Source organism: Streptomyces sp. JK94 (assembly GCF_053613315.1).
In genome coordinates, this window is sequence record NZ_JBSICH010000015.1 from 138,159 (window position 1) to 155,062 (window position 16,904).

The 16,904-nt window shown below is 71.6% G+C and carries 20 protein-coding genes and 3 tRNA genes; 12 read left to right on the plus strand and 11 right to left on the minus strand.

What is annotated here, in order from left to right; genetic code table 11:
* Window positions 1–86 precede the first annotated feature (86 nt).
* The 8 genes from ACVV2G_RS15115 to ACVV2G_RS15150 form a co-directional block, all read right to left on the minus strand.
* Entirely contained in the window at window positions 87–2,213 is a 2,127-nt protein-coding gene (locus ACVV2G_RS15115; protein WP_453843210.1) for an ATP-binding protein, read from the minus strand.
* Between the two features lie 102 nt (window positions 2,214–2,315).
* Window positions 2,316–2,633, minus strand: coding sequence for a hypothetical protein (locus tag ACVV2G_RS15120; RefSeq protein ID WP_453843211.1), 318 nt, complete (start codon window positions 2,631–2,633; stop codon window positions 2,316–2,318).
* A gap of 30 nt (window positions 2,634–2,663) precedes the next feature.
* Entirely contained in the window at window positions 2,664–2,852 is a 189-nt protein-coding gene (locus ACVV2G_RS15125; protein WP_224227776.1) for a hypothetical protein, read from the minus strand.
* Window positions 2,840–3,196, minus strand: coding sequence for a hypothetical protein (locus ACVV2G_RS15130; protein ID WP_453843212.1), 357 nt, complete (start codon window positions 3,194–3,196; stop codon window positions 2,840–2,842). The genes ACVV2G_RS15125 and ACVV2G_RS15130 overlap by 13 nt, the downstream gene beginning before the upstream one ends.
* Before the next feature lie 179 nt (window positions 3,197–3,375).
* Window positions 3,376–3,759, minus strand: a complete 384-nt coding sequence (locus ACVV2G_RS15135; RefSeq protein WP_453843213.1) for a DNA cytosine methyltransferase — start codon at window positions 3,757–3,759, stop codon at window positions 3,376–3,378.
* Window positions 3,756–4,853 (minus strand): conjugal transfer protein, encoded by a 1,098-nt coding sequence (locus ACVV2G_RS15140; RefSeq protein WP_453843214.1) that lies wholly within the window; start codon window positions 4,851–4,853, stop codon window positions 3,756–3,758. The genes ACVV2G_RS15135 and ACVV2G_RS15140 overlap by 4 nt, the downstream gene beginning before the upstream one ends.
* Window positions 4,850–5,296, minus strand: coding sequence for a Pycsar system effector family protein (locus tag ACVV2G_RS15145; protein ID WP_453843215.1), 447 nt, complete (start codon window positions 5,294–5,296; stop codon window positions 4,850–4,852). Before ACVV2G_RS15145 ends, ACVV2G_RS15140 begins: the two co-directional genes overlap by 4 nt.
* Entirely contained in the window at window positions 5,293–5,562 is a 270-nt protein-coding gene (locus ACVV2G_RS15150; RefSeq protein ID WP_453843216.1) for a DUF6284 family protein, read from the minus strand. The genes ACVV2G_RS15145 and ACVV2G_RS15150 overlap by 4 nt, the downstream gene beginning before the upstream one ends.
* 621 nt (window positions 5,563–6,183) lie before the next feature.
* Between ACVV2G_RS15150 and ACVV2G_RS15155 the strand changes: the two genes are divergently transcribed.
* Window positions 6,184–7,314 (plus strand): helix-turn-helix transcriptional regulator, encoded by a 1,131-nt coding sequence (locus ACVV2G_RS15155; RefSeq protein WP_487248110.1) that lies wholly within the window; start codon window positions 6,184–6,186, stop codon window positions 7,312–7,314.
* Here the strand turns inward: ACVV2G_RS15155 and ACVV2G_RS15160 are convergent.
* The gene (locus ACVV2G_RS15160; RefSeq protein WP_453843218.1) at window positions 7,298–8,086 is read right to left on the minus strand and encodes a GntR family transcriptional regulator; all 789 of its coding nucleotides are present in this window, start codon (window positions 8,084–8,086) and stop codon (window positions 7,298–7,300) included. The two genes, ACVV2G_RS15155 and ACVV2G_RS15160, sit on opposite strands and share 17 nt — an antisense overlap.
* A 136-nt stretch (window positions 8,087–8,222) precedes the next feature.
* On the opposite strand from ACVV2G_RS15160, the gene ACVV2G_RS15165 reads away from it, so the two are divergent.
* Together ACVV2G_RS15165 and ACVV2G_RS15170 are read left to right on the plus strand one after the other, a co-directional pair.
* Window positions 8,223–8,301: transfer RNA gene (locus tag ACVV2G_RS15165), tRNA-Tyr, on the plus strand.
* A gap of 121 nt (window positions 8,302–8,422) precedes the next feature.
* On the plus strand, window positions 8,423–8,641 hold the full coding sequence (locus tag ACVV2G_RS15170) for a hypothetical protein (protein ID WP_453843219.1): 219 nt from the start codon (window positions 8,423–8,425) through the stop codon (window positions 8,639–8,641).
* A 24-nt stretch (window positions 8,642–8,665) separates the two neighbouring features.
* Here ACVV2G_RS15170 and ACVV2G_RS15175 read toward each other — a convergent pair whose 3' ends face one another.
* Window positions 8,666–9,322 (minus strand): SDR family oxidoreductase, encoded by a 657-nt coding sequence (locus tag ACVV2G_RS15175; RefSeq protein WP_453843220.1) that lies wholly within the window; start codon window positions 9,320–9,322, stop codon window positions 8,666–8,668.
* Window positions 9,323–9,643: 321 nt separating this feature from the next.
* Window positions 9,644–10,912 carry an amidohydrolase family protein gene (locus ACVV2G_RS15180; protein WP_453843221.1) on the minus strand — a complete coding sequence of 423 codons (1,269 nt, stop codon included), beginning with the start codon at window positions 10,910–10,912 and terminating at the stop codon, window positions 9,644–9,646.
* Window positions 10,913–11,125: 213 nt separating this feature from the next.
* Here ACVV2G_RS15180 and ACVV2G_RS15185 point away from each other — a divergent pair.
* The 9 genes from ACVV2G_RS15185 to ACVV2G_RS15225 all read left to right on the plus strand — a co-directional run bounded on the left by ACVV2G_RS15185 (window position 11,126) and on the right by ACVV2G_RS15225 (window position 16,902).
* A tRNA-Thr gene (locus tag ACVV2G_RS15185) sits at window positions 11,126–11,198 on the plus strand.
* A 46-nt stretch (window positions 11,199–11,244) separates the two neighbouring features.
* Window positions 11,245–11,317: transfer RNA gene (locus ACVV2G_RS15190), tRNA-Met, on the plus strand.
* A gap of 89 nt (window positions 11,318–11,406) precedes the next feature.
* Entirely contained in the window at window positions 11,407–11,571 is a 165-nt protein-coding gene (gene rpmG / locus ACVV2G_RS15195; protein ID WP_003948671.1) for a 50S ribosomal protein L33, read from the plus strand.
* A gap of 91 nt (window positions 11,572–11,662) precedes the next feature.
* Complete coding sequence (locus tag ACVV2G_RS15200; RefSeq protein WP_453843222.1) at window positions 11,663–12,115, plus strand: FAS1-like dehydratase domain-containing protein; 453 nt, start codon at window positions 11,663–11,665, stop codon at window positions 12,113–12,115.
* A gap of 122 nt (window positions 12,116–12,237) precedes the next feature.
* Window positions 12,238–12,666: a MaoC family dehydratase gene (locus ACVV2G_RS15205; protein WP_453843310.1), complete on the plus strand. Its 429-nt coding sequence runs from the start codon at window positions 12,238–12,240 to the stop codon at window positions 12,664–12,666.
* A 274-nt stretch (window positions 12,667–12,940) separates the two neighbouring features.
* Entirely contained in the window at window positions 12,941–13,513 is a 573-nt protein-coding gene (locus ACVV2G_RS15210) for a TetR/AcrR family transcriptional regulator (RefSeq protein WP_453843311.1), read from the plus strand.
* Window positions 13,514–13,624: 111 nt separating this feature from the next.
* Window positions 13,625–15,109 (plus strand): MFS transporter, encoded by a 1,485-nt coding sequence (locus ACVV2G_RS15215; protein ID WP_453843223.1) that lies wholly within the window; start codon window positions 13,625–13,627, stop codon window positions 15,107–15,109.
* Between the two features lie 242 nt (window positions 15,110–15,351).
* On the plus strand, window positions 15,352–15,732 hold the full coding sequence (locus ACVV2G_RS15220) for a DUF3291 domain-containing protein (RefSeq protein ID WP_453843224.1): 381 nt from the start codon (window positions 15,352–15,354) through the stop codon (window positions 15,730–15,732).
* A 114-nt stretch (window positions 15,733–15,846) separates the two neighbouring features.
* Window positions 15,847–16,902, plus strand: a complete 1,056-nt coding sequence (locus tag ACVV2G_RS15225; RefSeq protein WP_453843225.1) for a UDP-N-acetylmuramate dehydrogenase — start codon at window positions 15,847–15,849, stop codon at window positions 16,900–16,902.
* Window positions 16,903–16,904: the final 2 nt, after the last annotated feature.

Below are 16,904 nucleotides of genomic sequence, written 5' to 3' on the forward strand. Positions count from 1 at the left end.
GTGCAGGTCAAGGCCAGCGAGGCGGGGCAGGGAGGCGGTCAGGGAGTTCTCCCTGCCTCCCTGCCCCGTCGGTGGTGCGCTCCCTGTCATCCGTCGGCGGAAGCGGAACCTTCGGTGTCGCGGTCGGCGAGGGCGCGGGCGACGCGGTCGCGGGCGACGCACATGACGCCGTCGGACTTGTACGGGCTGGCGCCGGCGTCGTCCAGGACGCGCTTGAGGTCGAGGAACGACCAGCCGCCGTAAGCGGCCGTGTTGAGCGCGGCGAGCCGGGCGAGCACGTCCTTGGTCCGCACGCGAGTCGCGTCGCCGATGACAGCGGCGATGTCGGCCAGCGAGTCGTGCTCCTCTTCGTGCTCGATGGCGTGCAGGGCTGTGACGCCGTCGCGCAGGGCCTTGGCCCGGTCGGCGATGGCCTGCGCCGCGTCGTCGTCGATGAAGTGCGTCCGCACGGTGATGGACGCCTGCCCGGCGGGAATGGCGATGCCGTCGGAGGCAACGACCAGGGTGCCCTTGTCGAGACCCTGTCGGAGCAGGTGCGGGGCGGCGCCGCCGTTGACGGCCTTGTCCCCCAGCGCCATCCGGGACTGCTGCTCGGTGCCCAGCGCGAGGGACGCGCGGGTGTGGGCACCCTCACGGACCAGCTTGGGAAGGTTCTGGTCGGTGGGGTCCTGCGTGCCCTGCCACATCAGCACGTCGACCGCACGGCCCTGGTTGTGAATCTTGCGGACCGCCATGAAGTACCGGGAGGTGGCCTTGCTGCCGCCGTAGGGGCGGCCCTCATCGTCCTTGGCCGGGCACATGAACGCCACCTGCGCTTCGTCCACCAGGACGATGAGCGGCGGGAACTTCGCGTTCGGGTCCTTCTGCCGGATCTCCAGGCGGCGGTTCATCTCGGTGACCGCGTCCTCTGCCATCTCGGTGGCCTGGATGACGTGGTCATCGGTCGGTCCCTGGATGAGGACGGACGCGATGCCGTCGAACGGCCGCCAGTCGCCGGCGCCCTTGAGGTCGGCAAGCCAGAACTGCACCGACCGGTCCAGCGACAGCCACAGGGCCAGTGCCCGCAGCGCGGCCGTCTTGCCCTGGTTCGACAGACCGGTGACCAACAGGTGGCGCTGGTAGACGCTCATGCCGGCCGCATCGCCGCGCAGGTCCTGGCCCCACGGCGCCTTGCCCTTGGCGTAGTCGGCGGTCAGCGTCTCGTCGGTGACCAGCGGGGACGGGCCGATCGGCTCGTCCAGCGCCCCGGAATCGGCGATCCACAGCCGCACCGTCCGCGCGGCGGTCGGGATGGTGATGAACACTTCGTGCTCGTGCCGGGTCAGGTTCTCGGCGAGCTTGCGCCGCTTGTGCTGCACCTCCACCGTCGACACCCCGGAGGGCAGGGTCACGTCCACCTCGACTCCGCATCCGGCGATCCGGATCGGCCCGAGCATGGAGGCGCCGGCGTCGCCCATCTCCTTGATGGCGTTGCGCAGGGCGGGCACGCCGAGGTCGCGCAGGGCCTTGACCACGATGGACGGGGTGATCGGCTCCCCCTCGGCGTTGCGGACGTTCGCGGGCAGGGCCCAGGCGGGGGCGGCGTGCTGCTTGCGACCGACCGACCACAGGGCGAGCAGCGCGAGGAAGGGGCCGATCGACAGGGCAGGACCCCACACCACCTGGACGATGCGGATCAGCAGGGCGATGAAGTCGACTGTTGCCGACAGCGGCGTGATCACGTCCCCGACGTGGCCCGTGTTGATGGCCATGACGACTCCGAGGGCGACCAGGACACCGATGCCCATGCCGGCGCCGACGGCCACGCCCTTGGCCGCTTCCACCGGGGAGTGGAGCAGGTCCATGCGGCGGTGGTGGCGGGCGGCGCGGAAGCGCTGCAACCGCTCCTCCCACTCCTCAGCCGCTTCGAGGTTCCCCGCGGCTTCCGCAGCCCGGATCATCCGCTCATACCGGGAGCCGGTGCGACCGTCCCACGCCCGGCGGGCCACGATCCGGCCCCCGTTCAGGGTGTAGAGGCCGTGCCGGGCCGTCGCGCGGACGACGGTCTTCGTCCGCTCGTGGGTGACGCCGGTCTTGATGGCACGGCCCGAGCGGACCCACAGCGGCACCGGCCGCGCGGGCGGCGCGTCCGGGACCACGGTCAGCACCGTGGGGGCGGTGTCGGGGGCAAGGGGATCGGTGGCCTTGTGGAGGTGGACGACGTTCTCAGACATGCTGGAAGTGCTCCCGTCTGCCCCAGTGGGGCGGGATGGAGGGTGAGCCGGGGTGGCCGGGTCCGTGGAAAGAGCGGCCACCCCGGTACTGAAGTGGGCTGGTCAGAACCAGCCGGACGACTTCCTCTTGGCCTTGTCGCGGGCAGCCTCGGTGACCAGGCGCTGACGCTCGCCGTGCAGGGCGGTCAGCTCCGCGTTCAGCCGCATCTCGGCGCTGTTGCCGGTGGCGTCCATGCGCTGTTCCTCGCGGCCCGCGTTGCGGCCTCGGGCGACCTTGTAGCCGCCGACGGCCAGCGAGCGGGCCATGGCCCGGCGCTCACTGCCGTTCAGCGGCCACCACTCGCCCCGGCGGACCGCGTCCAGCTTCTTCTGCGTCGCCAGGATCTCGCGGTCCAGGCGGCGGATGTCGGCGTTACGCATCGGTTGGCTACTCCTCGGGGTCTGGAAGGTTCATGCGGCCGTGCGGGCGGGGAGGGCGGCGGGGGCGAGGAAGCGCAGCGCGGCCGTGGCCTGCTGCGGGACCACGCCGTTGCCCAGCGCCTTGAGCTGTGCGGAGCGGGACAGGCCGGGGACGTCGGTGACGTGCCCGGCGGGCAGGCCCATGAGCCATTCGACGAAGGCGGGGCTCAGCCGTCCCACAGCGTCAACTGGCCCGGGGGCGGAGCGCTGGAGGACCGCCTCCCACCGCGCGACCGCTTCGCCGTACTCGCCCCACCCGACGGGTCCGTCGGGAACGCGCTCACTGCCACCTCCGGCAGGTTTGCCGTTCCGGACTGCACGCGCCGGTCCGTTGCTTCCGTGCGCGAGACGGCGCCGTTCGAGCCGTCCGTGGCCCGCGGGGTCGGCAGCAGCGAGCCCATCTCGGCGGCCAGGCTCTTGCCGTGCGTGCCCGCTTCCTGCGAGGGACTGCGCCGGGTCTGCCGGTTCTCGTTCTCCGACGCGCGCGGGGTGGGCAGCAGCGAGACGACGTGGCGCAGGTTCATCCCGCCCTGTGCCGCGTGTCCGGCGCCGGTGTTCTCCGAGGTCGACGGGGTCGGCAGGAGCGAGCCGACGGCGGTCGGAAGCTGCCCGCGCTGCCCGCCGCCCCTCCAGTCCCGTGCTGCCGGAGTCGGCAGGCCAGGCGAGGACGAAGAGGCGTTTGCGCTGGTGAGCCGCTCCCACGTCAGATGCGCGAAGAGTGCACCACCGCGCATCGGTGCCCTGCGACGTTCTCAAACACCGCGAGACGGGGTCGTAGAACCCCAAGGGCACGGGCGATGTCGGGCCAGATGTGCCGCTCATCAGCGACTCCCTTCCTCTTGCCGGCGGAGCTGAACGGCTGGCACGGGTAGCCGCCCGTCACGACGTCGACCGGCTCCACCTCGTCCCAGCAGGCGGCGGTGATGTCGCCGAGGTTCGGCACGTGCGGGTGGTGGTGGGCGAGGATGCGGCAGGCTCCGGCGTCGTTGTCCGCGACCCACGCCAGCGAGCCCCCGAACACGGCCTGGACGGCCATGTCCAGACCGCCGTAACCCGAGCAGAGCGAACCGATCCGCAGCCCGCTCACGCCGCTTCTCCGGCGCGCTCCGCCCGCAAGGTGTCCCGCAGCGCCCGCGCGTTCACCGGAGACGTACGCACGGCCCGCCGGATGCCCTCCGCGGTCACCTTCGCGTCCGGCCAATCGGCCGTCACCGTGCGCGCCTCAGCGAGCAACTGATCCGGCGTCCGTTTCGGTCGGGTCGACTTCGCCACCGCCGGGACACGGCCGGTAGCGCGGCGCGGGCGGGTCGACTCAGCGGCCACCGCGCGCCTCTCGATCGGGGCGACAGGAGCGGGGTCGACCGGCGGGAGCGGCTTGAGCGGAGGGGTCGACTTGCCCAGGTCGACCGCGACCGGATCGGGCACGGCCAGCCGGGTCAGCGTCACCACCGGGTCCGGCGTCGATTCCGGCAGGTCAGCCATAGACCGTTTCATATCGGTCTTGGTGGATTCCTGTGCATTCGTGACCGGTGCGGGATCGAGTACGGTGCCGCCGAACATCGAGGCGAGGGCGGCGTCCGCGCCGGCGGTGACGCGGTCGCGCTGCACGTCCAGCAGCCTCGATCCCAACGCGGTGTCCCCCGCCCCGACCTTGCGGGCCAGGCGCCACGACTTTCGCTCAGACCACTTCTTGATCCGGTCGCTGGGGTGCTGGGTGGCTCGGGCCCGGTGGTAGGCCAGGGCTTGGACCAAGTCGGCGGTGCGGCGTTCGTTCTCGGCGTCGCGGCCGTCGGTGTGCACCACGATCCTGCGGGCCAGGAACGCCATGCCCTCGGCCGAGACGGACATGCCCATCGGGGTCAGGGCGTAGATCACGGTGCGGCCCGGATCAGGAGCGGCCATTGCCCCCATCACGGCGGCGGCGGCCGGCAGCGCCCACAGCCCGAGCCGGACGATGCGCGGGGAGGACTGGCCCAGCATGGTCAGCCCGAGCAGAACCAGGGCGAGCACGGCGGTCGCGCCCTCACCGGCGGCAAGGGCCCCGAGGGCGGTGCCCTTGCCGTAGGCGTGGCCGATGTTGCTGTAGGTGCCGATCCCGCCGAACACGCCCGTAGCCAGCATCGGCACGAACGCTGCGGCCAGCACCCCGATCTGTACCCGGGTCAGCTTCGCGCCGGTCATCGGGCGCTTCCGGCGGTGAGCAGGGCGGCGACGATGAGCAGGGCGCCGCCGGTCATGGTGAGGTCGACCGCGCGGCGCAGGCAGGTGAACTTGGCGACCGCCAGCCGGGACAGTCCGGCGACGTCGGCGGCCAGATCAGTGGCCACGGCGGCGCTGATCTTTTCAGCAGTGAGCGTCGCCCACAGCGGGAAGCCGTGCCGGCCGCTCAGGTTCGGGCGCACCGACCGCAGCAGCAAACCGGCCGCGCCGACCAGCAGCACCAGACCGAGGGCGCCCGTGATGGTGGCGGGCAGGGTCAGGGGCAGGTCGCGGGCGACGGTCCAGGTTCCGGCGAGGACCGCGCCGACGAACGCCAGCAGCAGGGCCGTCTTGGTGTCCGTCCGGGCGATCTCCGCCTTGACCTCGGCGTGCGCGGCGGTCAGGTTCCGTTCGGTGGCGCTCACGCGGCACCCCCGGCAAGGCTCGTGCCGGCCGCGCGGTTGAGCAGCGCGACGCGGGCGGCCAGCGCGCGGCGGCGGGCCCGGCGGATGCGGCGCTCGTCCAGCTCGGTCGGGGTGCGGTCGAGGGTGACGATGTGCGCGTCCAGCAGGTCGACGTCCGCCAGGATGACGGGCATCTCCTGCTCGATCGTGTCCAGCTCCGCGTTCGTCGGCTCCATGAAGTCGGCGAACGCGGTAACAGCGTCCTGAACAGTGACGATGTGGTCCATGGGTCGTGGTCTCCCTAGCAGGTGAAACGGCCCGTACAGCGCCCCCGGAGTTGCAGCTCCGGGGGCGCGCGCCGTTGGGGGGGGATCTACCGCGCCAGACGCGCGGCACGGCCTGGTGGAGCGGCCGGAGTGCCCCGGGCGAGATTCGATCTCGCGCCCTTCACGGCTGAGTTGCCGGGGCGGCATGCATGTCTCCTTTGGGGTGCCGCGCCCGTGTCAGGTAGCGCGGCGTGACCCCGTTGTAGGCGTATGGAGACGTGACCTTTCGGTCTAAGCCCTCCCGAATGACAAGGGTCGGGTGCGCCCTCGGCCCGCTCTGTCCCGGGCCCCTTGGCGTCGCACTCGCAAGCGCGTCGCCCGTTGCGTGCACACCGCGAATCGGAAGCGATCCTGGAATCTGGTGCGCACCAACAGGTTGCATCTGGTGCGCACCAGAGTCAAGGTGGTTCGCCATTTTTAGTGGCGTTCCGTCCCTGCGGTGCCCCTTCAGGGAACCGCTTTGGGCAGGGGCGTCGGTAGCCAACAGCGCTTAACGCCCGTCCTGTTAACCCCTGTTGACCTGCGGCAATGTGCGGCATGCTGGGCGGGTCAGTGAGGGCATCTACCGCCGGACGGTGACCTGTGAGCGCAGGACTTCGAAGCGCGCGGACGGCGCGCGGTTGGTCCCAGGAGCGATTGGTTCGCGAGATCGAGCAGTACTCCCGGCGGAACGTCACGGACGTTGCCTCAACCGCCAGCCTGCGGGTCTACGTGTCCGAGTGGGAGAACGGGAAGCGCACGCTCTCGGACCGCTACGCGGGCATCCTGCGGCAGCTCCTCGGCGTCACGGACGGCGAGTTAAGAGGCGCAGCACCGACGTTGGTGACTGCGTCCGCCGACGGCTACGACGAACTACTCAGCCGGATCGACGCGGCCGACAGCGTCGGTGAGTCCATGGTCCAGGCGTTCAACGACCAAACCGAGTTGCTCCGCACCATGGACAGGCAGAGAGGCGCGGCCGGGCTGGTCGACCAGATGTCGGGCCACCTTGCCGCGCTGGAAGACGCGCTTAACTTCGCGGTGCTGCCTGCCGCACGCCGGCCCGTGGCGCTCGCCCTCGCGGGAGCGTCGACCCTCGCAGCGTGGCAGGCAATCGACTCAGGAGCGGTCGAACGGGCGTGGAGGCACTACGAACTCGCCAAGCGAGCAGCGCGCGACGCTGAAGCCCCGATGTATCTCGCCCACGCCATGGCGGAACAGGCGTACGTGCTCTGTGAGGCGGGGCGGCCCGCGCTGGGTGTCGACCTGGTCCGCGACGCGCGGCGCACCGTCGGCCAGTCCGGTTCCGCCCGGTTGCGGGCGTGGCTGTACGCCGCAGAGGCAGAGATGTGCGCCTACGCCGGCATGCCTGACGACTCTCGGCGCGCGCTTGACGCGGCCCTGGCCAGCATCCCGCCGGGGCCGGACGACCGTGACCCCGACATGCTGAGCATCTTCCTGAACGGCACCCATCTCGCCCGGTGGCACGGCAACGTGCTCGCCCTGCTCGGCGACGGCGACGCGGTCACGAGCCTCTATGGAGCGCTGGAAGACATGGACCCGTCGTTTGTCCGGGCGCGCGCCGGACTGCACACAGACTTGGCGCACGCCCATCTGACGCGCGCCGAGTACGACGACGCGCACACCCATCTGCGGCAGGCGCGGCTACTGGCGAGCCGCACCGGTTCGGTGCGGCAGCGCCGTCGCGTCGACATGCTCAGCGCGCGGCTGTGACTCCCTGAGCGCGTCGGTTGGCCAAGATGTGCAGCAAGGCAACGAGGGTGCCGGACCCCATGAGTTCACCGCGGGCCATGAGCCCCGGAATGTCCGCGAGGGGAACCCATTCGATGTGGCCCGCTTCCTCCAGGTCGGTCGGTTCACCGACTCTTTCCGCCCCGTGGCCGACGAAGATTTCGTGGGGCGAGTCGACCATGCCGACCATGGGTTGATAGCTCACGACGTGTTCCAGCGCCTTCGGGCGCCAACCGGTCTCTTCGATCACTTCCCGCAGCGCCGTGTCCGACGGTTCCTCGCCGGCGTCGACGATGCCGCCCGGGAGTTCCCAACCGAACTGTTGGGGCACGAAGCGGTACCGCCACATCATGAGCACGCGGTCCTGATCGTCCAGGACGGCGGTGACTGCCACGTGTTGCAGCTTCACCACGTGATGTTCGAACGACTTCATACCGGGCGGTTCCACGTCCCAGAGTTGAAGCTTCACCCATCGGTTGTCGTAGAGGTCGCGCTCACCATGGATGCGCCACGGCTCCACACCTTCGGGCCGTTCGACACTCACCGCACCCGGCACGCGGTAGGAACTCCGTCCCCGTACCTCCAATGCCCCCTCGTTGACGAGACGGGCGAGTACCTGCCGCAGCGCCGTCCGGCCGATGCCGAGTTCTTCGACCAGCGCGCGCTCCGACGGGAGCTTGTCACCGGGGGTGTACTTGCCGGACGCGAGCCGCTCCCGAAGCGTCTCGTAAACCTTGGTCGTCTTCGGTCCCATTCGCGGAGCACTCTCCGTTCTGAGGTGGTGCGTACCAGCGTAACGGCCATGGGACACAGTTCCTCCGTCGCGTTTCGACGCTTCCAGGCGCATCGTGGGGCACGTGTGGGGCGGAAACTCCCACACGGCGGAAATGGGCAGCTCAGTGCTAAGTGATCGCGCGGACTGTAAATCTGCCGGCTCAGCCTTCCCAGGTTCGAATCCTGGCGCCGCCACACGGGAACGTAGGGCCCTGTGACCTGTCCGAACAGCAGGTCACGGGGTCCTTCGTCATGTTCGGGGCCGAAAGGACGTGTGCGTCCCGGGCGGACCGGTGTCTCCGGGCAGACTGGTGGCATGGCCTCGTCCTCCCGTCGCAGAGCCTGTCCCGAGTGCCGGCGTGAGATCGCCGTCGTCGCGGGGCGGTACGCGCGCCATGATCCGCCCGGTGCGCGGGGAAGCAGTGAGTTCGTCTCCTGCGCGGGCTCGCGTCGGCCGGCGCAACTCGGCGCGGTGCAACCGTCCCTGGACGGGTACGTCGTCCCCGACTTCCCCGGACAGCTGCCCCTGTTCTGACCGTTCGCGCCGCGCCCCGCGTCCTCAGTTCCCGGCGACCGACTTCACCGCCACCGAAACCGGTGCCGAGCCGCCGATCAGCTCCAGGGTCAGGCCGGCCGTGGCCGGGGTGTCGATCAGTTCCGCCAGGACGGCGGCCACGTCGTCGCGTGCGACGGGACCGCGGCCGGTGTGCGCCTCCAGACGGACCAGGCCGGTGCCGGCGTCGTCCACCAGCTGTCCGGGGCGCAGGATCGTCCAGTCGAGCCCGTCCAGCGACCGGACGTACGCGTCGGCCTCGCCCTTGGCGCGCAGGTAGACGTCGAAGATCTCGTCTCCCTGGTGCCGCGGGTCGGCTCCCATGGAGGACACGACGACGAGGCGTCGTACACCGGCCAGGACCGCGGCGTCCGCGAAGAGGACCGCTGCCCCCTTGTCGACCGTGTCCTTGCGGGCCAGTCCGCTTCCGGGGCCGGCACCCGCCGCGAAGACCGCCGCGTCGGCGCCCCGCAGCCGTTTCGCGACCTCCTCGACCGAGGCCGACTCCAGGTCGAGCACGACCGGTTCGGCGCCGGTCTCGCGCAGGTCGTCCGCCTGCTCGGACTTACGGATGATGCCCGACACCTCGTCACCACGCGCGGCGAGCAACCGCTCCAGCCGCAGCGCGATCTGACCATGACCACCAGCGATGACAATGCGCATGTCTTCGACCGTACGCCCCGACGGCCGCCCGCGCCGCACGGCCTCCCGCCGCATCCGGACCGGCACCGACCGTCCCCACCGCCCACTCGTCGCACCCGCCCCCCCGGATCCGCGCCCGTCCCACCTCACCACCCCCCAAGGGCCTCACCCGCCTCCGGGGAACCGCGCCCACCCCCGGCGACCGCGCCTGCCCCCGGGAACCGCGCCCCACCCCGCCACGACCACCGCTCCCGTACGCGTCGCACGCCCCGGCACAGCCCGATGCGCCCCGGCACGGCCAGATACGCCTTGGCACAGCCCGATACGCCCCGGCACGCCTCGTCAGGAAGGTTCACCGTGCCCGCCGCGGCCTTGCCGGGGCAGGCCGAGATCCGGCGGGGGCGTCGAGTCGCCGTACTCCCGTACCGCGCTCGTCCGGGCCACCACGCGCCCCCGGTGCACCACGATGCGGCTGTACGCCAGGGAGAGCGCGGCCGTCAGCCGGTCCCCGCGTACCGCGAGGAGTTCGGCCGGGAACCCAGCCTCCACTCGTACCTCCGGCAGGCCCAGCGCCGCCCGTGCCGCCGTGCTCACCGCGTCGTACGCGTCCTCCGGGCGCAGCCCCTGACACGAGGCCAGCAGGTACGCCGCCTCCAGGGGGTCCCCGCGCCCCACCGGGTTGGACGCGTCCCGCAGGGCACCGCTCCCGGCGGCGCACCGCACTCCGGCCGCCCGCAGCAGCCGTACCGGAGCCGTCCCCTCGCGGGGGCCCACGGCGCCGCAGGCGCCCTGCGGCAGGCACACCACCGTCACCCCGGCCGCCGCCAGCTGGTCCGCGGTCCGGGAGGCCACGTCGGAGGGGAGCCGGCCCAAGCCGTCGCAGGGGCCGACGGCGACCCCGGGGCGCAGCCCGCCCGCCATCGCGGCCAGCCGGGCCAGCCGCGCCGGGTCGGCGGCGTCCGTGTGCAGGTCGACCGGGCAGCCGTGCTCGGCGGCGACCTCCAGGACCGCCTCCACGTACCCCGCCGGATCGGGATCCAGGTCCGGACACCCGCCGACGACGTCCGCGCCCATCTTGACCGCGTCCCGCAGCAGCGCCAGCCCGTCGGCCCCGGCCGCCCCGGTCAGCACCCTCGGCATCGCCACCGCGGTCAGCTCGGCCAGCCCGCGCAGCGAGCGCCGTGCCCGCAGTACGCCGGTCAGCGCGCCCAGCCCCGTGACGTCGCCCACCCGCACGTGGGCCCGCAACGCCGTCGCCCCGTGCCCCAGTTGGAGCAGGGCTGCCTCCGTGGCCCGGCGCTGGACGTCCCGGGGGTCGTGGGAGAGGGGGCCGGGGGCGTCGGCCGTCAGTGCCGTGTCACCGTGGAGGTGGACTTCGGCGGGGGCGGGAAGGAGAAGGTAGCCGCCGAGGTCCACGTGGGTGCCGGAGCCCGGGGTGCGGGCCGCCGCCAGGCTGCCGGCCGTGCCGACCGCCTCGATGCGTCCGCCGTGCAGCCGTACGTCCACGGTCCGGCCGTCGGTGAGCCGTGCTCCGGACAGCAGGAGCGGACCGCGGTGGGCGGGGCCCGAGGGGGAGGACGAGTGGGGCGGCTGCGGCTGGCTGTCGGGCATCGCGCTCCTCTGGGCTCGGTGCTGCGCAGTGGGGGACGCAAGATCACGCAGAGTGAGTCGAGCCTAGGACGGTGATCAGCCCCTGACGGGGAGGGGCGCAATAGTCGTACCGGCGCGGCTCGCCCCGCGCGCGGCGGTGGGGACGGGCCGGGGCACGGGCGGCGAAACGGATTTGGGCGAACGGCGGGCGACCGTGTAATGTCTTCATCGCTCGCCCCAATAGCTCAGTCGGCAGAGCGTCTCCATGGTAAGGAGAAGGTCAACGGTTCGATTCCGTTTTGGGGCTCTGGTGTGAGAGGTTCCCGCCGCACGGCGGGGCCCGATCGCATCACAGCGGTGTAGCTCAGTCGGTAGAGCAAGCGGCTCATAATCGCTGTGTCACCGGTTCAAGTCCGGTCACCGCTACAGACAGTAGCCGATTGCGGGGTCGGTCCTTCAATCGGCTACTCTTTCCTGCGTTAGTATCATCAATCCGTCCGTCAAGGAGCACTCACGTGGCTGCCACCGACGTCCGCCCGAAGATCACGCTGGCCTGCGTGGAGTGCAAGGAGCGGAACTACATCACCAAGAAGAACCGGCGTAACAACCCGGACCGACTGGAGATGAAGAAGCACTGCCCGCGTTGCAACGCGCACACCGCGCACCGCGAAACGCGATAAAAAAGGCTCGTACACGAGGCCGTCCCCGAAGCTTGGGGGCGGCCTCGTGTCGTTCTTGGCCGAGAGAAGAGCAGCAGGAGGTTACGGGCCCATGGCGCTCGACCAGTCGTTCGTGGGGCGGACGTATCCGCCGACCGCGCCCTATGAGGTGGGCCGGGAGAAGATCCTCGAGTTCGCGCAGGCGGTGGGGGACGTGAATCCGGCGTACACGGACAGGGAGGCCGCGAGGGCGCTCGGTCACCCGGACGTCATCGCTCCGCCGACGTTCGTGTTCTCGATCACGTTCAAGGCGGCGGGGCAGGTCGTCGAGGACCCGCAGCTGGGTCTGGACTACAGCCGGGTGGTGCACGGGGACCAGAGGTTCGCCTACGTCCGTCCGGTGCGGGCCGGTGACCGGCTCACGGTCACCTCGACCATCGAGGCGGTCAAGTCGATGGCGGGCAACGACATCCTGGACATCCGGGGCGAGGTTCACGACGAGGCCGGCGAGCACGTCGTGACCGCCTGGACCAAGCTCGTGGCCCGCGCGGCCGAGGAGGCGTGAGCAATCCCATGACGCAGCCCATGACGCAGCCCGGGGCTCAGCCCGGCGCTCAGCCCGGGACGCGTTCCGTGGCCGATCCGGGGTCGCAGTCCGTGGCCGAGCCCGAGACGCAGCCGCAGCCGGTGGCGGCGAAGGTCGCGTACGGCGATGTCGAGGTGGGTACCGAGCTGCCCGCGCGGAGTTTTCCCGTGGACCGTGCCGCGCTCGTGCGATACGCGGGTGCCTCCGGCGACTTCAACCCGATCCACTGGAACGAGAGGTTCGCCAGGGAGGTGGGGCTGCCGGATGTGATCGCGCACGGCATGTTCACCATGGCCCAGGCGGTCCGCGTGGTCACCGACTGGGCCGGCGACCCGGGCGCGGTCGTGGAGTACGGCGTCCGCTTCACCCGGCCCGTCGTCGTGCCCGACGACGACCGGGGTGCCGTGATCGAGGTCAGCGGCAAGGTCGCGGCCAAGCTCGGCGACAACACCGTCCGCGTCGACCTCACCGCCACCAGCGCCGGACAGAAGGTCCTCGGTATGTCCCGGGCCGTCGTACGACTGGCCTGACCGTCCGCGTGCGGTTCCGTCCGCGCACGCGGTTCGGCACCTTGTGTGCGGCCGGGCCCGGTAAGGGGCGTTCTCCTCTGAGGGCGCCCCTTACTCGTACGTGAGACACCCCTCTGCGCGCCTGCTGGTGTGCACCGCTGCCGTGGCGCGTGTGGCGCGTGTGGCGCGTGTGGCGCGTGTGGCGCGTGTGGCGCGTGTGGCGCGTGTGGCGCGTGACGCAGCGGGAGCGATGAGTCCTTGACGGAGTTAGTGATTGAGTACTAACTTGCTCCTCATGGTCAGGATGAGCGCGGAGGAGCGGCGCGAGAGCGTTGTTCGGGCGGCGACGGCCGAGTTCGCCCGGGGCGGCTTCTACGGCACGTCCACGGAGGCCATCGCCAAGCGGGTGGGGGTCTCCCAGCCGTACCTCTTCCGGCTCTTCCCGGGAAAGAAGGCGATCTTCCTCGCGGCGGCGGAGCGCTGTCTGCGGGACACGCGCAAGGTCTTCGAGGAGGCGTCCGACGGCCTGCACGGCGAGGAGGCCCTGCACGCCATGGCCGAGGCGTACACGCGGCTGATCGCCGACCAGCCGGAAAAGCTTCAGATGCAGTTGCAGGTGTACGTCGCGGTCGCGGCGGCCGAGGCGGCCGGTGACCACGAATTCGGCGAGATGGTGCGCAGGGGCTGGCTGGAGCTCTGGGACGCCGTGCACCTGCCCCTCGGTGGCGACGTCGACGAGACGACGACCTTCATGGCGTACGGCATGCTCGTCAACACGCTGGCCGGGATGGGCTTCCCGCCGGAGCACCGGATCTGGGAGGGGCTCTACGTCTCGGCGCGCGTCAAGGGGGGTCAGGGAGACGCGTAGGGGCGCGTACGGGGGCTCGGGAGTCGGAAGCGGGGCTTTCGCACGCCCCAAAAAGTTAGTCATCAATAACTAACCACATCACGCAAGCAGTGCACACCCTCTGGGGGAGAGATGTCACAGCAAGGCGCACCACACAGCTCACGCGTCGGGGGAGCGGGCTGGGCCCTCGTCATCACCAGCGTCGCCGGTTTCATGGCGGCCCTGGACAACCTCGTCGTCACCACCGCCCTGCCCTCCATCCGTGAGGACCTGGGCGGGGCGATACACGACCTGGAATGGACCGTGAGCGCCTACACGCTCACCTTCGCCGTCCTCCTGATGTTCGGCGCGGCCCTGGGCGACCGCTTCGGCCGCCGCCGCCTCTTCCTCGTCGGCCTCACCGTCTTCACCGGTGCCTCCGCCGCCGCGGCCATGGCGCCCGGGCTCGACCACCTGATCGTCGCCCGCGCGGTCCAGGGCGTCGGCGCGGCGATCATGATGCCGCTGACGCTGACCCTGCTGACGGCCGCAGTCCCCGCCGAACGGCGCGGTATGGCGTACGGCATCTGGGGTGCCGTCAACGGGCTCGCCGTGGCGTCCGGTCCGCTGGTGGGAGGCAGCCTCACCGAGCACGTCTCCTGGCAGTGGATCTTCTGGCTGAACGTACCGCTGGGCCTCGCCCTGCTGCCGCTGGCCCGCCTCCGCCTCGCCGAGTCGCACGGCACCGGTGCCCCGCTCGACATCCCCGGCACACTGCTCGCCAGTGGCGGACTCTTCGGCATCGTCTACGGACTCGTCCGCGGTCCCGTCGACGGCTGGAGCGGCCCCGTGGTGCTGACCGCCCTGTTCGCCGGGGCCGCGCTGCTCGTCGGCTTCGTCCACCACGGGATCCGCAGTGCGAACCCCATGCTCCCGATGCGTCTCTTCCGCTCCCGCGCCTTCTCCGGCATCAACGGGGCGAGCCTGCTGATGTTCCTCGGGATGTTCGGCTCGATCTTCCTGCTCAGCCAGTACATGCAGAACGTGCTCGGCTATTCGCCCACCGAGGCGGGCCTGCGCATGCTCCCCTGGACCGGCATGCCGATGCTGGTCGCCCCCGTCGCCGGCATCCTCTCGGACCGCGTCGGGGGACGCCCGGTCGTCGCGGCCGGGCTCTTCTTCCAGGCGGCCGGCCTCGGCCACCTCGCCTACGTGGTCACCACCGACGCCTCCTACGGCAGCCAGCTGCCCGGTCTGATCATGAGCGGGATCGGCATGGCCCTGTACTTCGCCCCCGCCTCCGCGATCGTGATGTCCAGCGTCACGGTGAAGGAGCAGGGCATCGCCTCCGGCGCCAACAACGCCCTGCGCGAGGTGGGCGGGGCGCTCGGTATCGCGGTCATGGCCTCGGTCTTCTCGGCGCAGGGTGGCTACGAGACCCCGCAGTCCTTCGTCGACGGGCTGCGGCCGGCGGTCGCGGCGGGCGCCGGGATCGTGGCCCTGGGAGGCATCGCGGCGCTGCTGATCCCGGGCCGCCGGCGCGGCGGCGACACGGTCACGGACGGGACCGGGGCGGGGCCCGCGCCCGCGGCCGAACCGGAACTCGCCGCCACCGGACCGACGGCGGCGCCCCGCTGACACGCGGACGACCTCGAAGCGGCACGCGCAGGACGCGGACGCGGCACGGCACGGCACCCGCGACGCGAGCGACGTACCGCGACGCGAACGCACGAAGCAGCAAGCGAACGCACGCACGCACGAAAAGCGCGAGAACCCGACGCCCGAAGCGCACGCCCGCAACGCACGCACGTCCGCAGCGCACGGCCGCCCGCACGCAGGCGGGCGTGCGGAGCGGACGCGAGGAACGACAGGAGCCCGACATGCCCACTCTGCCCTGGACCGTGCCCAACCGGCCGCCGCGGGACGTGGAGGTCCACGTCTTCGCCTCCCGTTTCGAGACCCGCACCCTGTGGGGAGCGCTGAAGTTCCTGGCCCGCACGCCGAGCGTGTGGCGGCAGGTCAGGGGCGCGCCCGGAGCGTACGGAGCCTCCCTGAAGGCGGAGCCCTTCCGGCGGACCTTCTGGACGCTGTCCGCCTGGGAGTCGCCCGAGGCGCTCAAGGCCTTCGCCCACTCGGGCACCCACGGGCCGGCCGCCCGCGGCCTGTCCGCCCAGATGCGGGACGCGAAGTACGCCGCCTGGCCGGTGCCGAGCGACGCGCTGCCGGTGAGCTGGGCGGAGGTGCGACGACGCCTGACGTGAACACCGCACACGGGGACGGGAACGCCCCGGCCGACCGGCCGGGGCGTTTCCCCGCTGTCCGGGACTGTCCAGGGCTGCCCGGGGCTGTCGGTGCCGTCTCGTAGTCTTGAGCACGTGCAGGAACTCCATGACGCCCCCCTCGCCCCCCTGACCACCTTCCGGCTGGGAGGCCCGGCGACCCGGCTGGTCACCGCCACGACCGACGCCGAGGTGATCGCCGCCGTCCGCGAGGCCGACGACTCCGGCACGCCGCTGCTGCTCATCGGCGGCGGGTCCAACCTGGTCATCGGCGACAAGGGCTTCGACGGCACCGCCCTGCACATCGCCACGCGCGGCCTCGTCCTCGACGGCGCGACACTGGAGCTGGCGGCCGGCGAGACCTGGACCGACGCCGTCGCCCGTTCCGTCGAGGCCGGACTCGCCGGCGTCGAGTGCCTGGCCGGCATCCCCGGCTCGGCGGGTGCCACCCCCATCCAGAACGTCGGGGCGTACGGCCAGGAGGTCTCCTCCACGATCACCGAGGTGACCGCGTACGACCGCCGGTCCCGCGAGGCGGTCACCCTCGCCAACGCCGACTGCGCCTTCTCCTACCGCCACAGCCGCTTCAAGGCCGAGCCGGAGCGATACGTCGTCCTGCGCGTCCGCTTCGCGCTGGAGGACGCCGACGGCCTCTCCGCCCCCCTTCGCTACGCGGAGACGGCCCGCGCCCTGGGTGTCGAGCCCGGCGACCGGGTGCCGCTGGCCACCGCCCGTGACACCGTGCTGAAGCTCCGCGCGGGCAAGGGCATGGTGCTGGACCCCGAGGACCACGACACCTGGTCGGCCGGGTCCTTCTTCACCAACCCGATCCTCACGGACGAGGAGTTCGCGGCCTTCCGCGCGCGCGTGGACGAGCGCCTCGGCGCCGCCGTCGAGCCGCCCGCCTTCCCCGCCGGGGAGGGTCGCATCAAGACGTCCGCCGCCTGGCTGATCGACCAGGCCGGCTTCACCAAGGGGTACGGCAGCGGACCCGCCCGCATCTCCACCAAGCACACCCTCGCCCTCACCAACCGGGGCGAGGCCACCACGGAGGATCTGCTGGCCCTGGCCCGCGAGGTCGTCGCCGGTGTCCACGAGGCCTTCGGCGTCACGCTGGTCAACGAGCCGATGACGGTCGGCGTCAGCCTCTGACC